Raw genomic sequence first — 18,008 nt, 5'->3', positions numbered from 1 at the left:
GACCTGGGACCAGGGAGCGGAAATGGCCGCCCACAAATCCTTCAGCCTCGCCACGGACATGGACGTCTACTTCTGCGACCCGGCCAGCCCCTGGCAACGCGGCTCGAACGAAAACACGAACGGACTGCTGCGCCAGTACTTCCCCAAAGGCACCGACCTGTCCGCCTACGGGCCAGAGGATCTCGAGCTCGTCGCCCAGAAACTCAACGGCCGCCCACGCAAAACGCTCGACTGGGATACCCCAGCCGAGCGCCTGCGTGATCTACTACTAACGACCTAAGCCGCCAAACGTGTTGCAACGACCACTAGAAACCGCCCCCCTCGGTATGGGCGCGAAGTGACCCCGCGTTGCTCTTGCTACGGGCGGTACCCCGAGGCATAGTTCCGGGTGGGCCGGACACCGGGGCGCTGCAGGGGCACCCACAGCTTGTAGCGATCCGCCCGGTAATAGGACACCGAGTAGTCCACCATTGAACGGGCCACAAACGCGTGGCGCTGGATCTTCAACAGCGGCGTGCCGACCTCCACGTTCAGGAGCCTGGCCGTCGACGGTGATGCCGCGGTGGCCTCAATCATGTCCTCGCCCCATTCCATGACCAAACCATAGCGTTCGCTCAGCACGTTGTAGAGGGATGTGGGCGGTTCCCCATCGAGCAGGCCGGGCACCCGATGCGCGGGGATGAAGTTCTCGTCCACGCTCATGGGCTCGTTATCTGCCAGCAGGAGCCGCCGGAACCGGACGAGGGGCGTTCCCTCCTCCAACTGCAGCTCCCGGGCAAGGAAGGCACTGGCACCAATCTGTTCAAAGCTCAGGACCTTGGCGGCCGGAACCATGCCGCGGCGCTGCATCTCTTCGCTATAGGACGTCAGCTTGACCTGGAGATCCAGTTTCGGTTTGCGGACGAACGTTCCCAGCCCCACGACGCGCTCTATCACTTCCTCCCCTACGAGCGCATCGATGGCCTGCCGGACGGTCATCCGGGCCAGGCCGAACCGCTCCGCGAGGTCTCGTTCAGACGGAAGGGCTGATCCTGGCGGGCAGGCGGCGGCAATATGTGCCCGGAGGATTTCGCGCAGCTGGACGTAGATCGGGACGCCGCTCTGCCGGTCGATATCCCCAACCATCTTCGATGCGTTACTGGATGGCATGGTTGAGCCTTGGATCGGGTCCCGGCGCTGGAGAAGCGGCAGGAGAAGCCGCACAAGAAGACGCAGCTAAACACGCCGCAAAAACAGTCATGAGTTAAGGGTAAGCCCAGGGCCCGGCAGGTCTAGACCACTGGGCGTCGCAGTTCGTGCGGCCCCTCCCCCGCGGTTACCCTTGAATGTACGGATCGGGATGTACGGATCGGGACCGGGACGACTATGCGCGGCACCACCATGCCGGCACTTCCATGGCATCGACGCCCCGCCTTATTGGCGGCCCATCTGCCGCGTCCGCACTACCGCCATCAGCACCACTAGAAGCATCAGCACTAGGGAGTCCAGTTGCCAGTTCGCAAGGCAGTTGTCACGGCCGCAGTCGGCCTCCACGCCCGGCCGGCGGCCGTCTTTGTCCGCGCCGTCACGGCAACCGGACTCCCGGTGACCATCAGCAAGGACGGCAGGCCCGGTGTGGACGCCCGGTCGCTGCTCGAAGTCATGACCGAGGACTTCGAGTGCGGATGCCAAGTGGAACTGGCCATCGCTGCGGAGGCCCTCCCCGCCCGCTACAGCCTCGCAGAGGCCGAGCGCGCGCTGGAGGAACTCCAGAACGTCCTGGAGTCCGCAGCCGCCGCCTGAGGTCCTCTTACCGGTCCTCTCTGGACTGTCAGCCACCCCGTGGGCGCTGTCAGCCACCCCTGAGCGCTGTCAGCCACCCTGAGCGCTGTCAGCCACCCCTTCACGCTTCCTTGCACGCCGGGCCCCAGATGGCGCTTGAATTCGCTGCACGCCAGGCCGGCACCCAGACGCCGTGCACCCCCAGCTGGCGCCCGCGCACCCACCGCATCAAACACTGAACCAAACACCGCAGCCACCATAACGACGGCGGGCCCCACCAAATGGTGGGGCCCGCCGTCGTGCGTTATGTGCTTTTAGATCGCGACCTTAGTGCGCGTGGTCACCGCGGCTGTACTCGTAGACCCAGCCAACCAGCGCGACGGTGGCGAGGCCTCCGGCGATGAAGACGATCCAGAAGCCAATAGCCAGGCCGAGGAACCCGGTGGCGCAGGAGATGCCTAGGACCAGGGGCCACCAGCTCCACGGGGAGAAGTGTCCCTGTTCGCCGGCGCCTTCGTGGATTTCGGCGTCGTTGCGGTCCTCGGGACGCATGCCTACGCGCTTGCCGGTGAAGCCCAGGTAGGCGCCAATCATACCTGCGAGGCCACCGACCAGCAGGACGGCCAGCGTGCCGACCCATTCGCTCCAGTTCGTCAGGTAGCCGTAGATAAACGCCACGGGCACGAAGAAGAACACCCCGAGGCCAAAGATCCTTGATTCGATTTTCACAGGGCGGTGTCCTTCTGGTCAGCGTTGCCGAGCGCCGCCGCTGCCGGCGCAGGCGATTCCGCGGTGTAGTTCTGCGAGAGCTCCGGGTGGTGCAGGTCCAGGGCGGGACGTTCGGAGCGGATGCGGGGCAGGGACGTGAAGTTGTGGCGCGGCGGCGGGCAGGAGGTGGCCCACTCGAGCGAGGCACCAAAGCCCCACGGGTCATCAACTTCCACGCGCTCGTTGCTGCGCCACGTGATGTAGACGTTCCAGAGGAACGGGATCAGCGAGGCGCCGAGGAGGAAGGATGCGTTGGTGGAGAACTGGTTCATTCCCGTGAAGTTGTCCTGCGGCATGTAGTCGGCGTAGCGGCGCGGCATGCCCTCGACGCCCAGCCAGTGCTGGATCAGGAAGGTGCCGTGGAAGCCGAGGAACAGCATCCAGAAGTGGATCTTGCCGAGGCGCTCGTTGAGCATCTTGCCGGTCCACTTGGGCCACCAGAAGTAGAAGCCAGCGAACATGGCGAACACAACGGTGCCGAACACCACGTAGTGGAAGTGCGCCACCACGAAGTAGGAGTCGGAGACGTGGAAGTCCAGCGGCGGCGAGGCCAGGATGATGCCGGTCAGGCCACCGAAGAGGAACGTGGCCAGGAAGCCGATGCTCCACAGCATGGGGGTTTCGAAGGTGATGGAACCGCGCCACATGGTGCCGATCCAGTTGAAGAACTTCACGCCGGTCGGAACGGCGATCAGCATCGTCATGAAGGAGAAGAACGGCAGCAGCACCGAACCCGTGACGTACATGTGGTGCGCCCACACGGTCACGGACAGGGCGGCGATGGAAATGGTTGCGTAGACCAGGCCCTTGTAGCCGAAGATCGGCTTGCGGCTGAAGACCGGGAAGATCTCGGACACGATGCCGAAGAACGGCAAAGCGATGATGTACACCTCGGGGTGGCCGAAGAACCAGAACAGGTGCTGCCAGAGGACGGCGCCGCCGTTCTCCGGGTCGAAGATGTGCGCACCAAAGCGGCGGTCCGCACCCAGGGCGAACAGGGCGGCGGCCAGCGGCGGGAAGGCCATCAGGACCAGGATGGACGTCACGAGCGCGTTCCAGGTGAAGATCGGCATCCGCCACATGGTCATGCCCGGGGCACGCATGCAGATGATCGTGGTGATGAAGTTGACGGCGCCAAGGATGGTGCCGAAGCCGGAGAGCGCCAGGCCGAAGACCCAGAGGTCACCGCCCACGCCGGGGCTGAATGTGGTGTTGGACAGCGGCGCGTAAGCGAACCAGCCGAACGATGCGGCGCCCTGCGGGGTGATGAAGCCGGACACGGCGATCGTGGAGCCGAAGAGGAAGAACCAGAACGCCAGTGCGTTCAGGCGCGGGAACGCGACGTCGGGTGCGCCGAGCTGCAGAGGCATGATCACGTTCGTGAAGCCGGCGAACAGCGGCGTCGCGAACATCAGGAGCATGACCGTGCCGTGCATGGTGAACAGCTGGTTGTACTGCTCTTTGGTCTGCAGGATCTGCATGCCCGGCTCGAAGAGCTCGGCGCGGATCAGCAGCGCCATGATGCCGCCGAAGCAGAAGAAGACGAACGACGCGATCAGGTACATGTACCCGATTGTTTTGTGGTCGGTCGAGGTGATCCAGTTGACGACGATGCGCCCCTTGGACTTGGGTACTACGGGAGCCTCAAGGATCCCGGAGGGCTGACTGTAGGTGGTTGCCACGTCGCTCCCCTTACTTGTTCTCGGTCTTGGCCGGGAGTCGGTCGTACTCTTCGCCGAGCAGGCCGGTGTTCCCGTTCTGGCGCAGCTGGTTCATGTGCGCCTGGAACTCCGACTCGGAGACAACCTTCACGCGGAACAGCATTTCGGAATGGTACTCGCCACAAAGTTCGGCGCACTTGCCGTCGTAGGTTCCCTCCCTGGTGGGAGTGAACCGGATGTAGTTGGTCTTGCCGGGGATCATGTCCCGCTTCTGCAGGAAGGCAGGAACCCAGAAGGAGTGGATGACGTCGCGGGAATTGAGTTCGAGGTCAACCGACTTGTTGACCGGCAGGTACAGGGTGGGCAGCTTTTCCTTGTCCACTTCCTCGCCCGTGAGGTGCGCCTGGACGCCGGCCTCATGAACGTCCGCGTTGACGACGGAGCCCTGCTTGTAGTTGAAGTCCCACGCCCACTGCTTGCCGCGGACGTCGACAACGACGTCGGCGGGCTTGGAGCGGTCATCGATCGACTGCTGGTCGCGGTCGGTGAAGTAGAAGAACACCAGGACCATGAACAGCGGGATCGTCAGGTAGAACACTTCCAGGGGAAGGTTGAAGCTGTTCTGACGGGGGAAGCCCACGGTGCCCTTGCGGCGACGGTAAGCGACGATGCACCAGATCATCAGGCCCCAGGTGATGGTACCGACCACCAGTGCGGCAATCCATGAGTTGACCCAGAGGTCCATGATGAGATCGGTGTGATTGGTGGTGCCACGTTCGGTGGGCAACCAGCCCTTCTCTACCTCTGGTGAACATCCAGTCAAAGCCAACGCGCCGGCGAGTGCCAAGCCAGTGATCGTAGAGATCTTTTTGCGTCGGCTGCCGGTTCGGTTCTGCGAACTCACAGACGGCCCTTCCTACTTGTTGCTGTTGCCCCGCGAATGACGGGCAGGGCAAACGAAAAGTTTTACTACTCGGTGTAGAGCTTACCGCTCCCTGAGAGTTTTCGCCCACATGTCCGCGCCGTGGGTCGGAACCTTTTTGCCGGTCCCGCTCGTTATGGCCCGCGCGGCACTAAGGCCGGGCAAAATGCCCGGCCTTAGTGGAATGTTCTAGTGGAATGAATCCCCGCAGGCGCAGGAGCCGCCGGCATTCGGGTTATCGATGGTGAAGCCCTGCTTGGCGATAGTGTCCTCGAAGTCAATGCTGGCGCCACTGAGGTAAGGAACGCTCATCTTGTCGACGACGACTTCCACTCCGTCGTAGTCGCGCACCGCGTCTCCGTCCAGCAACCGCTCGTCAAAGTAGAGCTGGTAGATCAAGCCGGAGCAACCGCCAGGCTGCACAGCAACGCGGAGGCGCAGATCGGTGCGGCCTTCCTGCTCGAGGAGGCTGCGGACCTTGCCGGCCGCGACGTCGGTCAGCATGACCTCGTGCGTGGCCAGCTCGCCGGCCTCGACGGCAGTGGCGTCGGCGCTGTTTTCATTGGTTGTAGTGCTCATGGCCTACCTTCTTGCAACGGTGGTGGCGGCTCCGCTCGCACGGTGCCCGCCCCTACTTAAACGGTATGGGCTATAGCTACATGCTACTTCGCGCAGCCTTGTAGCTCTAACTCCTGACGTAACTCTCCAAGGACGGACCGGTATTCCCCGAATCAGACCGCACAGGTCAGACGGCGCCTTCGGCGTTCAGCCGCGCCAGCAGCAGGGCCTCGGCGACGATCGCGTTCCGGAAGTCGCCCAGGTGCAGCGATTCGTTGGCGCTGTGGGCGCGGGAATCCGGATCCTCGACCCCGGTCACCAGGATTTGGACGTCGGGGTAGAGCTCGGTGAGGTCCGCAATAAACGGAATGGATCCACCAATCCCCATTTCAACGGCCGGCACGCCCCAGGCCTCGCCGAGGGCCCACATGGCCACGGACGCCGCCTTGGAGCTGGTGTCAGTCAGGAACGGGTTACCGCTCTCCCCCGGCGTGAAGACCACCTGCGCGCCGAACGGCACGTTCTTTTCGACGTGCTTGCGCACCGCCTCCATGGCGGCGGTGGGATCCTGCCCGGGGGCCAGGCGCAGGCTGAACTTGGCGCGTGCGCGCGGGAGCAGGGTGTTGGAGGCCACGTCCACGGCCGGGGCATCAAAGCCGATGATGGACAGGGCGGGCTTGGTCCACATGCGCGAGGCGATGCTTCCGGTCCCGGCGAGCTTCACGCCGTCGAGCACGGAGGCATCGTCGCGGTACTCCGCTTCGGTGAGGTCCACGGCCACGTCGTCGCTGCTGACGAGACCCTCGATTGCGACGCTGCCGTCAGCGTCGTGAAGGGTTGCGATCAGCCGGGCGAGCAGCGTCGGCGCGTCGAGCACCGGGCCGCCGAACATACCCGAGTGCACCGCATGGTCCAGGACCTTAACTTCGATGGTGCCGTCCACCAGGCCGCGCAGGCTCGTGGTCAGGGCGGGAATGCCAACCTTCCAGTTGCTGGAGTCGGCAACGACAATCACATCCGCACGGAGCAGTTCGCGGTGGGTCTCAAGGAAGCGCCGGAACGTGGGCGACCCGGCTTCTTCCTCACCTTCGAAGAAGAACGTCACGCCCAGGCCGAGCTGGTCTCCGAGTACGCGCGTCACCGCTGAGTAAGCGGCGATATGGGCCAGGATGCCGGCTTTGTCGTCTGCGGCGCCGCGTCCGAACAGCCGCCCGTTCCGTTCGACGGCGGTGAAGGGGTCGGTTTCCCACAGCGACAGGTCGCCGGTGGGCTGGACGTCGTGGTGGGCGTAGAGCAGGACCGTGGGCTTGCCCTCGGCGGCCGAACGGCGGGCGACGACGGCGGGACCGCCGGGCGTCCCGTCCTCCTTGTCGCAGCGGAGGATCCGGACATCGTCGAAGCCGCCGGCCCGCACGAGGCCGGCGACGGCGTCGGCGCTCCGGTCCAGCGGGGCCGGGTCAAAGCTTGGCCAGGCGATGCCCGGAATGGCGACCAGGTCCGTCAACTGGCTGATCGTTTCGTCGAACGATTCAGTTACGGCCTGGCGGAGGGCCTCGGCATCGATGGTGCCGGCGTGGTCCATGGCAGTCTGCGGGATCCCCGCGGTTGATGAAGTCATGCGCAGAACACTACCCGTGTGCTCCGTCACGACAAACAGCATCAGGGCCCGGGCGGCGCCATGTGGGCCGGGTCTCGTGCCCGTCCGTGCGGGGTATTCTTTAGGTGTGTTCGGACGTAAAAAGGAAGCGCCAGCGGCGCAGGATGTAGTTGACCAACAGGTGGCCGAGGCAGCAGCCCGCGGCGCCGTGAGCGGCAAGGGCGCGCCCACGCCCAAGCGCAGCGCCCAGGAAGCGGCCCGCAAGCGGCCGCTTGTGCCGGAGGACCGCAAGGCCTCCAAGGCGGCTGAGCGCGCCGCGGTCGCGGAGCAGCGGGTCAAAATGCGGCAGGCCATGGACAGCGGTGACGAGAAGTTCCTGCCGGTGCGCGACAAGGGTCCGCAGAAGCGTTTCGCCCGCGACTACGTCGATGCCCGCTTCAGCCTGGGCGAGTACCTCATGTTTGGGGCGCTGGTGTTCGTGATCATCTCGCTGCTCGTGCCAGCCTCCAGCCAGCAGATGATCTACGTTCTGGGTGCTTTCTGGGTCATGTTCCTGGCGGTCTTCGTCGACGTCTTTATCCTTTCCCGCAAGCTCAAGAAGCGGCTCGCCGAGAAATTCGGACAGGTCGAGAGCGGTACCGTCTGGTACGGCTCCATGCGCTCGCTCCAGTTCCGCCGCCTGCGCCTTCCCAAGCCGCAGGTCAACCGCGGGGAATTCCCCGCCTGATTAGTTGTCCCCAGGATTCTTCCGATCCCGGAAGTCATGAAGCCCCCGGCAGTTTTACTGCCGGGGGCTTCGCCTTGAGGCGCTTGAGGCTCTTTTGCCTATGGTCGCTTAGCGCCGACTGGGGTGTCTGGCCAGCAGCTTGTTGATGCGGGCCGCCCAGAACGGACCCTCGTAGAGGAAAGCCGTGTAGCCCTGGACGAGGGTGGCGCCGGCATCGAGCCGTGCCTGGACATCTTGAGCGGTTTCAACTCCTCCCACCGAGACGAGGGTCAGTGCGCCGCCGGTGGCGGACTTGAGCCGGGCCAGGACCTCCAGGGACCGCTCCTTCAGCGGCGCGCCCGAGAGACCGCCGGCTCCACAGGCCTCGACCTTGTCCGGGGCGGAAGCGAGCCCGGTGCGGGCAATGGTGGTGTTGGTGGCGATGATGCCGTCCAGCTTCAGGTCCAGTGCGAGGCGTGCGACGTCGTCGATGTCCTCATCGCTGAGGTCGGGAGCGATCTTGACCAGAAGTGGTACGTGGCGCCCGGCGGCCTTGTCCGCTTCCTCCCCCACTGCGCTCAGCAGCGGCCGCAGGGTTTCCACGTCCTGCAGCAGCCTAAGGCCCGGAGTGTTGGGCGAGCTGACGTTGACCACCAGGTAGTCGGCCGCCAGGGCAAGGCTGCGTGCGCTGATCAGGTAGTCCGACACCGCGTCCTCAAGCCCCACTACCTTGCTCTTGCCGATGTTCACCCCGATCAGTGGCCGCACGCCGGGGTAGTGCTGCTGGAGCGCGGCCCGGGCGGACTTCAGGCGCGGGGCGACGGCCGCGGCGCCGTCGTTGTTGAAGCCCATCCGGTTGATGACGGCCCGGTCTTCCACGAGACGGAACAACCGGGGTGCGGGATTGCCGGGCTGGGCCTGACCGGTGATGGTGCCTACTTCGACATGGCCGAAGCCGAGCTCGGTCAGCGCCTCAATGCCGTGGCCTTCCTTGTCAAAGCCGGCCGCGAGCCCGAAGGGTGAGGGAAAGGTCAGGCCGAACGCCTCGGTCTGCAGTGATGCCGCCGGGGTGGTGAACTTCTGCAGCACGCGGCCGGCGCCGCAGCTGTGGGCCAGCCGGATGGCCTTGAAACCGATCTTATGGGCGCGTTCGGCGTCCATCCATGAAAAGGCCAGCCTGAAGAATGTGGGATATACGCGCATGCCACTAGTTTTCCGGTTCGGGCCGTCCTGACCAAACCCGCGCGGGCACACGCCGGTTGTGACGGCAGTTGTAGCTGCGGTATGGGTGACTGCCGCCGCGTCCGGGCGCGGTACGCCCCGGACCCGGCGGCAGGGGTATCCCGGGAGGGTTAGCATGAAGCCCAAGGCCATCGACAGGAGCGCGGGAGGGAAAGTCGATGCAGTGGCGGACCGACATCCTGGGCGATGATTTCCAGGCCTGCACGTTCGAGGCGACCGGCCCGGACGGCGTGCTGCGCACTGCCACCCTGGTGCGCCACGCTCCCCCGGCTCCTGCGGGAGCGGCCGCGGCTCCGGCGAATCCCGCACAGGAGGGGCTGTCTGAAACCCTGGCAGCCGCCGCGCCGCCGGCGCGGGCAGTCCTGTTCCTTCACGGCTGGAGTGACTACTTCTTCAACGAGGAACTCGCGGAGTTCTGGACCGGCACGGGCTTTGAGTTCTTCGCCCTGGACATGCACAACCATGGCCGCAGCCTGCGGCCGGGCACCCACGGCGGCTACGTCACGGACCTCGACAACTACGACGCCGAAATCACTGCCGCGATCGGCATCATCGGCTCCCTCCGGCCGCCGGGCGAGGCGCCGCCGCTGACGCTCATGGGCCATTCCACCGGCGGTCTGATCGCGGCGCTGTGGGCCGACCGGCACCCGGGGGTCATCTCGCAACTGGTGCTGGACAGCCCATGGCTGGAAATCCATGGCAGCCCGGCCCTGCGCCGCGCGGCGCGGACCATGGTGGAGCCGGTCGCGCGGTTCTGGCCCGAGTCTGTGATCCGGCTGCCGGAGCGCGCCTTCTACTGGCGCAGCATCAGTAGCGCCGCGGAGGGCGAATGGGCGCTGGACGACGCCTACCGTCCGCCGAAGGCCTTTCCTGTCCGTGCCGGCTGGCTCAGTGCCGTGCTCAGCGGCCAGGCGAAGGTGGCCCGCGGCCTGAATATCGACGTGCCGGTCCTCGTGCTCATTTCAGGGGCCAGCGCCAACGGGATGTTCTGGAAGGAGTCGATGCGCAGCACTGATGTGGTCCTGGACGTGAACATGATCGCCCTGCGCGCCCTCAGCCTGGGCCGCACCGTGACGCTGGAGCGCATTGACGGCGCGCTGCACGACGTCTTCCTCTCCGCGCCAGCGGTCCGTGCGGACGCCTACTCCCGGCTGGCCCGGTGGATCAGGGGCTACGTGTTCGATTGAAGGCCCGCGGCGGGCGGGGGCTGCGAGTCCGCCTAGCCTTCCTGGCCGGCCGCGGCGGGAGCGGCATCCACTGCCCCGCCGTACCGGCGGTCCCGCTGCGCATAGATCTCCACGGCGTCCCACAGCGTCCGCCGGTCCACGTCCGGCCACAGGGTATCCATGAACACGAACTCGGCGTAGGCCGACTGCCACAGCATGAAGTTGGAGAGCCGCTGTTCACCGGAACTGCGCAGGAACAAGTCAACGTCCGGCAGGTCGGGCTCGTCGAGGAACTTCTGAATGGTCCGTTCGGTGATGGCCCCCGGCTTGAGCCGGCCTTTGGCCACTTCCTCCGCGATTGCGGAGACGGCGTCGGCGATCTCGGCCCGGCCGCCGTAGTTGACGCACATGTTCAGGGTGCAGGTGCTGTTGCCCCGGGTGTAGTCCTCGGCTTCTTCAAGCTCACGGATGACTGAGCCCCACAGTTTAGGGCGCCTTCCGGACCAGCGGATGCGGACCCCCCAGTCATCGAGCTGGTTCCGCTGGCGGCGCAGCACGTCCTTGTTGAATCCCATCAGGAAGCGCACCTCCTCCGGGGACCGTCGCCAGTTCTCGGTGGAGAAGGCATACACGCTGACGTGCTCGATCCCCAGCTCAATCGCGCCGGCCATGACGTCCAGCAGGGCAGGCTCGCCCGCTTTGTGCCCCTCGATCCGCGGCAGGCCGCGCTGGTTTGCCCAGCGGCCGTTGCCGTCCATCACGATTGCTACGTGCCGGGGAATAAGCTCCGCGGGAATGGCGGGCGGTACGGCGCCGGACGGGTGCGGGTAGGGCGCCACCACCGGGGCGGTCCGGTGCCGGCCGTTGCCCTGTTTTGCCTGGCTTTTGTCCAGGTTCCTTCCCAAGCTTCTTCCCAATGCCACTTTTACGTTCGCTCCACATGTTTGAGGGATTTCAGGACTCGCTCCAGGTGCCACTGGAGATAGCTGGCCACCAGGCCGGCTGCCTCCCGGCGGTGCACGGATTCCGAGGCGTCCGCCGTCGTCCAGTTCCCGGTGAGCAGGGCACCGAGCAGGAGCACCGTTTCCGCGGCCGGCGCCGGAGAACCCGGGGGCCGGCATTCGGGGCAGACCATGCCGCCGAGCGGCGCGGAAAACGCGGTGTGCGGGCCGGTCGCGCCGCATCTGGCGCAGGCGGTGAAACTGGGGGCCCAGCCGCCGGTCGCGAGGGCGCGCAGCAGATAGGAATCGAGGATGAGTTCGGGTGCGTGGTCGCCGCGGCTCAGGGATGCCAGCGCCCCGACCAGCAGGTTGTACTGGGCGGTTCCGGCCTCGCCGTCGACGTCGGTCAGCTTCTCCGCCGTCTCGGTCATGGCCGCGGCGACGGTGTACCGGCCGTAGTCCGCGGCGATCCTGCCGCCGTAGGCACCCTTGGCCACGGCCTGGGTAACGACGTCCAGGGTGCGCCCGGAAATCAGCTGGAGATCGGCCACCATGAACGGCTCCAGCCTGGCGCCGAAACGGCTGCTGGTGCGGCGGACGCCCTTGGCCACGGCACGGACCTGGCCGTGGTGCTTGGTCAGCAGCGTGATGATCCGGTCCGCCTCACCCAGCTTATGGGTGCGCAGTACGACGGCGTCATCGCGGTAGGCGCGCGCAGCAAAGGATTGTTGGACCACAGTTAATCTTCGCACTGTCTTCGTGGAAACATGGCATGGGCAACGCCGTGCGCCGAGACAGGGCTGAAGCGAAAACACTGCGCCAAAAACACTGCGCTAAAACACTGCGCCGCCGGCTGGTTCCGGCGGCGCAGTGTTTACTGCAGGATTTACTGCATGGTTTACTGCACGGCCTTGCGTGGCTGCAGTGCCAGCGGACGGATCAGGCGCGGGCGTCCCGGACGGCACGGTTCACGGCCGAGATCACGGCCTTGAGGGCGGACGTGCTGGTGTTAGCATCGATCCCCACGCCCCAGAGCACGCGCTCGCCCACGGCGCATTCGACGTAGGCGGCGGCCAGGGCGCTGCCGCCCTCCGAGAGGGCGTGTTCGCTGTAGTCCAGGACCCGGACGTCGACGCCGTCCTCGCGCAGGATGCTCAGCAGGGCAGCGATGGGGCCGTTGCCGGTTCCGGTGCGGCGGACCTGGGTGCCGTCGATCTTCAGTGCGGCGGTCAGGGTCATGTCGCCGTCCTCGTCGGTCTCTGTGCTGATCGAGCCGAGCGCGTAGCGTCCCCACTGGGTGTCGGCGGAACCGGAGGGCAGGTATTCGTCCTGGAAGACCTGCCACAACTGCGGGCCGCTGACTTCCCCGCCCACCGTGTCGGTCTGCTTCTGGATGACGCCGGAGAACTCGATCTGGGCGCGGCGCGGCAGGTCCAGGCTGTGCTCGTTCTTGAGCAGGTAGGCGACGCCGCCCTTGCCGGACTGCGAGTTGACCCGGATGACCGCCTCGTAGCTGCGGCCGAGGTCCTTGGGGTCAACCGGCAGGTACGGAACCTGCCAGGTGTAGTCGGCGACGTCCTTGCCCTCGGCGGCGGCGTCCTTTTCGAGGGCTTCCAGACCCTTCTTGATGGCATCCTGGTGCGAGCCGGAGAACGCGGTGAAGACGAGGTCTCCGCCGTAGGGTGCCCGCTCGGCGACCGGGAGCTGGTTGCAGTATTCCACGGTGCGGCGGATTTCATCGATATCGGAAAAATCGATCATCGGGTCGATGCCCTGGACGAACATGTTCAGGCCCAGGGTCACCAGGTCCACGTTGCCGGTCCGCTCGCCGTTGCCGAACAGGCAGCCCTCAATCCGGTCCGCGCCGGCCAGGTAGCCCAGCTCGGCGGCGGCGACGCCGGTGCCGCGGTCGTTGTGCGGGTGCAGGGACAGGATGATGCCCTCGCGGGGGTGCAGGTTCCGGCTCATCCACTCGATGGAGTCGGCGTAGACATTGGGGGTGGCCATTTCGACCGTGGCGGGCAGGTTGATGATGACCTGCCGGTCGGCCGAGGCCTCGAAGACGTCGGCGATGGCGTTGCACACGCGGATCGCGTATTCCAGCTCGGTTCCGGTGAAGGACTCGGGCGAGTACTCGTAGGTGACGTGCGTGTCGACGAGGGTCTCTTCGTACTTCTTGCACAGCCGGGCACCCTGGAGGGCGATGTCCAGGATGCCGTCTTCGTCCTGGTTGAAGACCACGCGGCGCTGCAGCACCGACGTGGAGTTGTAGAGATGAACAATCGCCTGCTTCGCGCCGACCAGGGACTCGTAGGTCCGCTCGATCAGGTGTTCACGGGCCTGGGTCAGCACCTGGATGGTCACGTCGTCGGGGATGTGGTTGCCCTCGATCAGCTGACGGACGAAGTCGAAGTCGGTCTGCGATGCCGAGGGGAAGCCGACCTCGATCTCCTTGTAGCCCATCCGGACCAGCAGGTCGAACATTTTCAGTTTGCGAGCCGGGCTCATGGGATCAATCAGGGCCTGGTTGCCGTCGCGCAGGTCAACAGCGCACCAGCGCGGCGCCTTGGTGATGACCTTGTCAGGCCAGGTCCGGTCCGGCAGTTCAACGGTGATCTGGTCCTGGAACGGGATGTAACGGTGGACCGGCATTCCTGAGGGCTTCTGTGCGTTTTGCATTACTATCGGGGCCTTTTCTTTGATTCTTGGTGAAAGGGTGGCCGGGCAACACAAACTCCGCAGCGAGGGTGGGCCTTGCGCTAGATCGCGTCTGTGGCCTCGCCGCGGCAGCTAAGGAGAAGGAGTTCTGCGCGCACCTTTTCACAGTAACACGGGTGCGTAAGATGAAGGAGCCAGACACCGCAACGTCCACTATGCAGACCCGGCGCCGCGACCAACTCCGGGGCGGGCCTGCCTCTCAAAGGAGCGTCCGTGCCACTTTCGGGGATCGACCTGTCCACAATCGACGCGAGCGTCCGCCCGCAGGATGACCTGTACCAGCATGTGAACGGCGGCTGGCTCACAAGCACGGTCATTCCGGACGACCGGCCGCTGGAGGGCACGTTCACGGCCCTGCGCGATGCTTCCGAGCTCGCCGTGAAGGAGATCATCGAGCAGGCCGCCGCCCGCGGCGCGGAGGCCACGGGCATCGAGCGGAAAATCGGGGACCTTTATAACAGCTTCATGGACGAGGCCGCGGCGCAGGCGAAGGGCGCGGATCCGATCCGGGCGCGGCTGGCCGAGGTGTACGCCACGACGTCGGTGGCCGAACTCGTGGCGCTGGCCGGACGGCTGTTCCGCGCCGATGTGGGCGGGCTTTTCTACATCTACCCCGCCCCGGATGCCGGTAACCCGGACCGGATCCTGCTTTACACCGGCCAGTCCGGGCTCGGCCTGCCGGATGAGTCGTACTACCGGGAAGAGAAGTTCGGGCCAATCGTCCAGGCTTACCGTGAGCACGTCAGGACCATGCTGGGCCTGGCGGAAGTGGCTGATCCCGAGGGCGCGGCCGGCCGGGTGGTGGCGCTGGAAACCGCACTGGCGTCGCATCACTGGGACAACGTGACCCTGCGGGATCCGCAAAAGACGTACAACCTGAAGTCGGCCGAGGAGGCCGCGGAACTGTTCCCGCTGCTATCCGACTGGTTCGACGCCGCCGGCATCGCCCCGGAGAAGCGCACCGAACTCGTGATGAGCACCCCGGATTTCTTCTCGGGCGCGGCGTCCTTGCTGAGCACCGAACCGCTGGCAACTTGGCAGGAATGGCTGGCCATGCGTGTTGTCAGTGCGGCGGCCCCTTATCTGTCGTCCGAGTTCGTGGACGCCAACTTTGCCTTCTACGGCACCACCCTCAGCGGGACGCCGCGGATCAAGGACCGCTGGAAGCGCGGCGTCGCGGTGGTCGAGGCGGCCCTCGGCGAGGCCGTCGGGCAGATCTACGTGGCCCGGCATTTCCCGGACGGGCACAAGGCCCGCATGCAGACCCTCGTGGCCAACCTGATCGAGGCGTACCGGGAGTCCATTACGGGGCTGGAATGGATGGGTGAGGAAACCAAGCTTGAAGCGCTCAAGAAGCTGGACTCCTTCCGCGCCAAGATCGGCTTCCCGGACAAATGGATCGACTACTCCGCGGTGGAGGTGGACCCGGACGATCTTCTCGGTAACGTGGAGCGCGCGCACAGCGCCGACGTCGACCGCCACCTTGATGAGGTCGGCAAGCCGGTGGACCGGGAAAAATGGCTGATGACCCCGCAGACGGTCAACGCCTACTACCACCCGCTGCTCAACGAGATCGTGTTCCCTGCCGCCATGCTACAGCCTCCGTTCTTCACGGCTGACGCCGACGACGCCGTCAACTACGGCGGCATCGGCGCCGTGATCGGCCACGAAATCGGGCACGGCTTCGATGACCAGGGTTCCCAGTACGACGGCAGCGGCCTGCTCCGGAACTGGTGGACCCAGGACGACCGGACCGCCTTTGAGGCCCTGGCGTCCAGGCTGGTGGCGCAGTTCGATGCCCTCTCCCCCACGGCCGCGCCCGGCCACAACGTCAACGGCAAGCTCACGCTGGGCGAGAACATCGGTGACCTCGGTGGCCTCACCATTGGCTACAAGGCCTACCTGATCAGCCTCGACGGCCAGGAACCGCCGGTGCTGGACGGGATGACGGGGTTCCAGCGGTTCTTCGCGTCCTGGGCGGCCGGGTGGCGCCAGGTGATCCGGACTGAGGAGGCCATCCGCCGCCTGGCGACAGACCCGCACTCCCCCAACGAATTCCGTACGAATGCGATCGCCAAGAACCTGGACGCCTTCCACGAAGCGTTCGGCGTTACCGAGCAGGACGGCATGTGGATGCCGCCGCAGGAGCGCGTCAGCATCTGGTGACCTGCGTCTGTGAAAGCTGAAGGGCCGGCCACGGGGTTTCCCCGGGCCGGCCCTTCGCCGTTCGCGGCAGTCCGTCGCCGTAGGCGCCAGAGCGTGCTGGGTGCCGCGGCCTCAGCCAGTGATCAGTGCCGGGTTCGCCTGCTGGCAGACGGTGTCGCCGGCTGTCTGGTTGACAATGTCCGCGGGCAGCTGCGGGGTGGGAGTGGCAGTCGGCGCTCCCTTGGCGAAGTCGCTGCCCAGGTAGACCTGGACTCCGGCGACCCCGGTGGCGGGGAGCACCCTGTCGGCGGCCACCCCAAGCTGGGCGGCCACGTCCGCCGCGACCGCGGCGTAACCTGCACCGTAGTAGACAGCCGTCGTCGCGACAGGGTCGGCCGCCAGGTTGCTTACCTGGGTGAAGCCCTTTGCCGTGAGCGCCTGCATGATCTGCTGGGTCCGGGCCGGCGCGCCGGAGCCGTTGGCCACGGCGACCGGCTGCAGGGCCTTGTCATAGGCCGGGGTGGCGGCGGGCGCCGGCGTGGCGCTGGCAGCGGCCGTCGCGGCCGGCTTCGCCGTCGGATCTGTCAGGTCCACATCGTTGCGCATCGCCGCGAACAGCTGGGACGACTTGGGCTCGGCCAGCTGCAGCCGGTTGGGATGCGCATCGGCCGGAACGGTCGGGGTAGCCACGAAGGCCACCTTGCCGACGTCGATGTTCTTCAGCCGGTTGGCGACGGTCAGCAGCGTCGGCACGGAGGCCAGTCCGTCGTCGATGGTCAGGTTCTTCGTGATCGCATCCGCGATGCTGAGCATCCGGGCCGGGTTGGTGAGGGTGCCGTCGTCCTTGATCTTCCGGGTCAGGGAGGACAGGAAACCCTGTTGGGCCTTGATCCGGCCGAGGTCGCCACCGTCACCGAAGGCGTGCCGTGTGCGAACGAACGCCAGTGCCTGCTCGCCCTGGACGCTGGAGGTGCCCTTGGGCAGGCGCAGCTTCGAGTCGGGGTCGTACACGGCGTCGCTGATGCACACGTCCACGCCGCCGACGGCGTTGGAGAGCTCCTTGACGGCGTTGAAGTCGGCCATCATGAAGTGGTCGATCTCCAGGCCTGTGAGCTTGTTGACGGTGTCCACGGCGCAGCCGATGCCGGCCTCGGACATCGCCGAGTTGATCATGACGCCGGTCTGGGCCGGGTAGACCTTGTTGGTCTTCGGATCCGTGCACTGAGGGAGGTCGACCAGGAGGTCGCGCGGGAAGCTGACGACGTTCACGCGTTTGTTGTCCGCGGAGATATCCATCAGCATCATCACGTCCGAGTGGCCGTAGCCGGTTGAATCATCGCTGGTGCCGTATTGCGAATTCTTTCCGTCGCGCGTGTCCGAACCCAGAATCAGGATCTGCATGCGGTCCGACGAGTCGTTCACGCCTGTATCGGTCTTGGTGCTGCCGGCGCTGAGCGGGGCCTTGGTGAGGTTGCTTTGGAGCCGGATTGCCCAGTAGGCGCCGAAAGCGATCACGCCCACCAGGAGTACGGCGATGACGCCCGTCCCGATTTTCAGCCAGGTGGGGGTCCGCCGGGCGGCTCCGAGGTGGCGGGCCGCGCCGACAGCGGCGCTATCCGCATGCCGGGCAGCGGCATGTGACCGCGCCGGCGGGGCGGTTCCGCCAGCGCGGTTGTCACGGGGTCGAGCCACTTGTTGAGCCTTCCTTCACGATCGGGCAGTCTCGTCATTTTAGTGGCCAATTCTGTGAAAACGCCGACGGTGCGCCGCTCGGGAGCGGCTGGAGCTTCGGAAGCCCGTCAAAATGCCCGGAACTGGGCCAG

General features: G+C 65.8%; 16 protein-coding genes. 5 read left to right on the top strand and 11 right to left on the bottom strand.

The genetic code is table 11. The features are described from left to right. On the top strand, positions 1–280 hold a 280-nt coding region (locus tag BM372_RS07535; RefSeq protein WP_143111444.1), incomplete at its 5' end, for an IS30 family transposase. A gap of 77 nt (positions 281–357) precedes the next feature. Here the strand turns inward: BM372_RS07535 and BM372_RS07530 are convergent. Further along, positions 358–1,149, bottom strand: coding sequence for a GntR family transcriptional regulator (locus BM372_RS07530; RefSeq protein ID WP_090953801.1), 792 nt, complete (start codon positions 1,147–1,149; stop codon positions 358–360). Positions 1,150–1,488: 339 nt separating this feature from the next. On the opposite strand from BM372_RS07530, the gene BM372_RS07525 reads away from it, so the two are divergent. Continuing rightward, the gene (locus tag BM372_RS07525) at positions 1,489–1,782 is read left to right on the top strand and encodes an HPr family phosphocarrier protein (RefSeq protein ID WP_090953718.1); all 294 of its coding nucleotides are present in this window, start codon (positions 1,489–1,491) and stop codon (positions 1,780–1,782) included. A gap of 306 nt (positions 1,783–2,088) precedes the next feature. On the opposite strand, the gene BM372_RS07520 is transcribed toward BM372_RS07525, so the two are convergent. The 5 genes from BM372_RS07520 to BM372_RS07500 all read right to left on the bottom strand — a co-directional run bounded on the left by BM372_RS07520 (position 2,089) and on the right by BM372_RS07500 (position 7,288). Beyond that, positions 2,089–2,490: a cytochrome c oxidase subunit 4 gene (locus BM372_RS07520; protein ID WP_090953716.1), complete on the bottom strand. Its 402-nt coding sequence runs from the start codon at positions 2,488–2,490 to the stop codon at positions 2,089–2,091. Then, on the bottom strand, positions 2,487–4,211 hold the full coding sequence (gene ctaD / locus BM372_RS07515) for an aa3-type cytochrome oxidase subunit I (protein WP_090953713.1): 1,725 nt from the start codon (positions 4,209–4,211) through the stop codon (positions 2,487–2,489). The genes BM372_RS07520 and ctaD overlap by 4 nt, the downstream gene beginning before the upstream one ends. A gap of 10 nt (positions 4,212–4,221) precedes the next feature. After that, positions 4,222–5,094, bottom strand: coding sequence for an aa3-type cytochrome oxidase subunit II (gene coxB, locus BM372_RS07510; protein WP_090953711.1), 873 nt, complete (start codon positions 5,092–5,094; stop codon positions 4,222–4,224). A gap of 207 nt (positions 5,095–5,301) precedes the next feature. Further along, positions 5,302–5,691 (bottom strand): HesB/IscA family protein, encoded by a 390-nt coding sequence (locus BM372_RS07505; protein WP_090953709.1) that lies wholly within the window; start codon positions 5,689–5,691, stop codon positions 5,302–5,304. A 166-nt stretch (positions 5,692–5,857) separates the two neighbouring features. Next, complete coding sequence (locus tag BM372_RS07500; RefSeq protein ID WP_177235923.1) at positions 5,858–7,288, bottom strand: dipeptidase; 1,431 nt, start codon at positions 7,286–7,288, stop codon at positions 5,858–5,860. Positions 7,289–7,394: 106 nt separating this feature from the next. Between BM372_RS07500 and BM372_RS07495 the strand changes: the two genes are divergently transcribed. Further along, a complete protein-coding gene (locus BM372_RS07495; protein ID WP_090953707.1) occupies positions 7,395–7,994 on the top strand; it encodes a DUF3043 domain-containing protein in 600 nt (199 codons plus the stop codon). Between the two features lie 108 nt (positions 7,995–8,102). Here BM372_RS07495 and BM372_RS07490 read toward each other — a convergent pair whose 3' ends face one another. Beyond that, positions 8,103–9,176: a quinone-dependent dihydroorotate dehydrogenase gene (locus BM372_RS07490; RefSeq protein WP_090953703.1), complete on the bottom strand. Its 1,074-nt coding sequence runs from the start codon at positions 9,174–9,176 to the stop codon at positions 8,103–8,105. A gap of 197 nt (positions 9,177–9,373) precedes the next feature. Between BM372_RS07490 and BM372_RS07485 the strand changes: the two genes are divergently transcribed. Beyond that, positions 9,374–10,402 carry an alpha/beta hydrolase gene (locus BM372_RS07485; protein ID WP_090953701.1) on the top strand — a complete coding sequence of 343 codons (1,029 nt, stop codon included), beginning with the start codon at positions 9,374–9,376 and terminating at the stop codon, positions 10,400–10,402. Positions 10,403–10,434: 32 nt separating this feature from the next. Here BM372_RS07485 and BM372_RS07480 read toward each other — a convergent pair whose 3' ends face one another. The 3 genes from BM372_RS07480 to leuA form a co-directional block, all read right to left on the bottom strand. After that, positions 10,435–11,286 (bottom strand): isoprenyl transferase, encoded by an 852-nt coding sequence (locus tag BM372_RS07480; RefSeq protein WP_090953699.1) that lies wholly within the window; start codon positions 11,284–11,286, stop codon positions 10,435–10,437. 20 nt (positions 11,287–11,306) lie between these two features. Next, entirely contained in the window at positions 11,307–12,059 is a 753-nt protein-coding gene (gene recO, locus BM372_RS07475) for a DNA repair protein RecO (RefSeq protein ID WP_090953697.1), read from the bottom strand. A gap of 202 nt (positions 12,060–12,261) precedes the next feature. Next, positions 12,262–14,001, bottom strand: a complete 1,740-nt coding sequence (gene leuA, locus BM372_RS07470; protein WP_090953695.1) for a 2-isopropylmalate synthase — start codon at positions 13,999–14,001, stop codon at positions 12,262–12,264. A 252-nt stretch (positions 14,002–14,253) separates the two neighbouring features. On the opposite strand from leuA, the gene BM372_RS07465 reads away from it, so the two are divergent. Continuing rightward, the gene (locus tag BM372_RS07465; RefSeq protein ID WP_090953693.1) at positions 14,254–16,206 is read left to right on the top strand and encodes a M13 family metallopeptidase; all 1,953 of its coding nucleotides are present in this window, start codon (positions 14,254–14,256) and stop codon (positions 16,204–16,206) included. Between the two features lie 111 nt (positions 16,207–16,317). On the opposite strand, the gene BM372_RS07460 is transcribed toward BM372_RS07465, so the two are convergent. After that, complete coding sequence (locus BM372_RS07460; protein ID WP_090953691.1) at positions 16,318–17,877, bottom strand: LCP family protein; 1,560 nt, start codon at positions 17,875–17,877, stop codon at positions 16,318–16,320. Positions 17,878–18,008 lie beyond the last annotated feature (131 nt).

Source organism: Arthrobacter sp. ov118, from assembly GCF_900116495.1.
In the GTDB taxonomy this organism is placed as follows: Bacteria; Actinomycetota; Actinomycetes; order Actinomycetales; family Micrococcaceae; genus Arthrobacter.
The sequence above is the reverse complement of the archived record's forward strand: the minus strand, read 5'-3'. Positions and strand labels throughout refer to the sequence as shown.

Coding starts and splice junctions, on each gene's coding strand:
- BM372_RS07530 (WP_090953801.1), bottom strand. CDS start 1,149: ATGCCATCCAGTAACGCATCGAAGATGGTTGGGGATATCGACCGGCAG.
- BM372_RS07505 (WP_090953709.1), bottom strand. CDS start 5,691: ATGAGCACTACAACCAATGAAAACAGCGCCGACGCCACTGCCGTCGAG.
- BM372_RS07500 (WP_177235923.1), bottom strand. CDS start 7,288: ATGACTTCATCAACCGCGGGGATCCCGCAGACTGCCATGGACCACGCC.
- BM372_RS07490 (WP_090953703.1), bottom strand. CDS start 9,176: ATGCGCGTATATCCCACATTCTTCAGGCTGGCCTTTTCATGGATGGAC.
- BM372_RS07485 (WP_090953701.1), top strand. CDS start 9,374: ATGCAGTGGCGGACCGACATCCTGGGCGATGATTTCCAGGCCTGCACG.
- leuA (WP_090953695.1), bottom strand. CDS start 14,001: ATGCAAAACGCACAGAAGCCCTCAGGAATGCCGGTCCACCGTTACATC.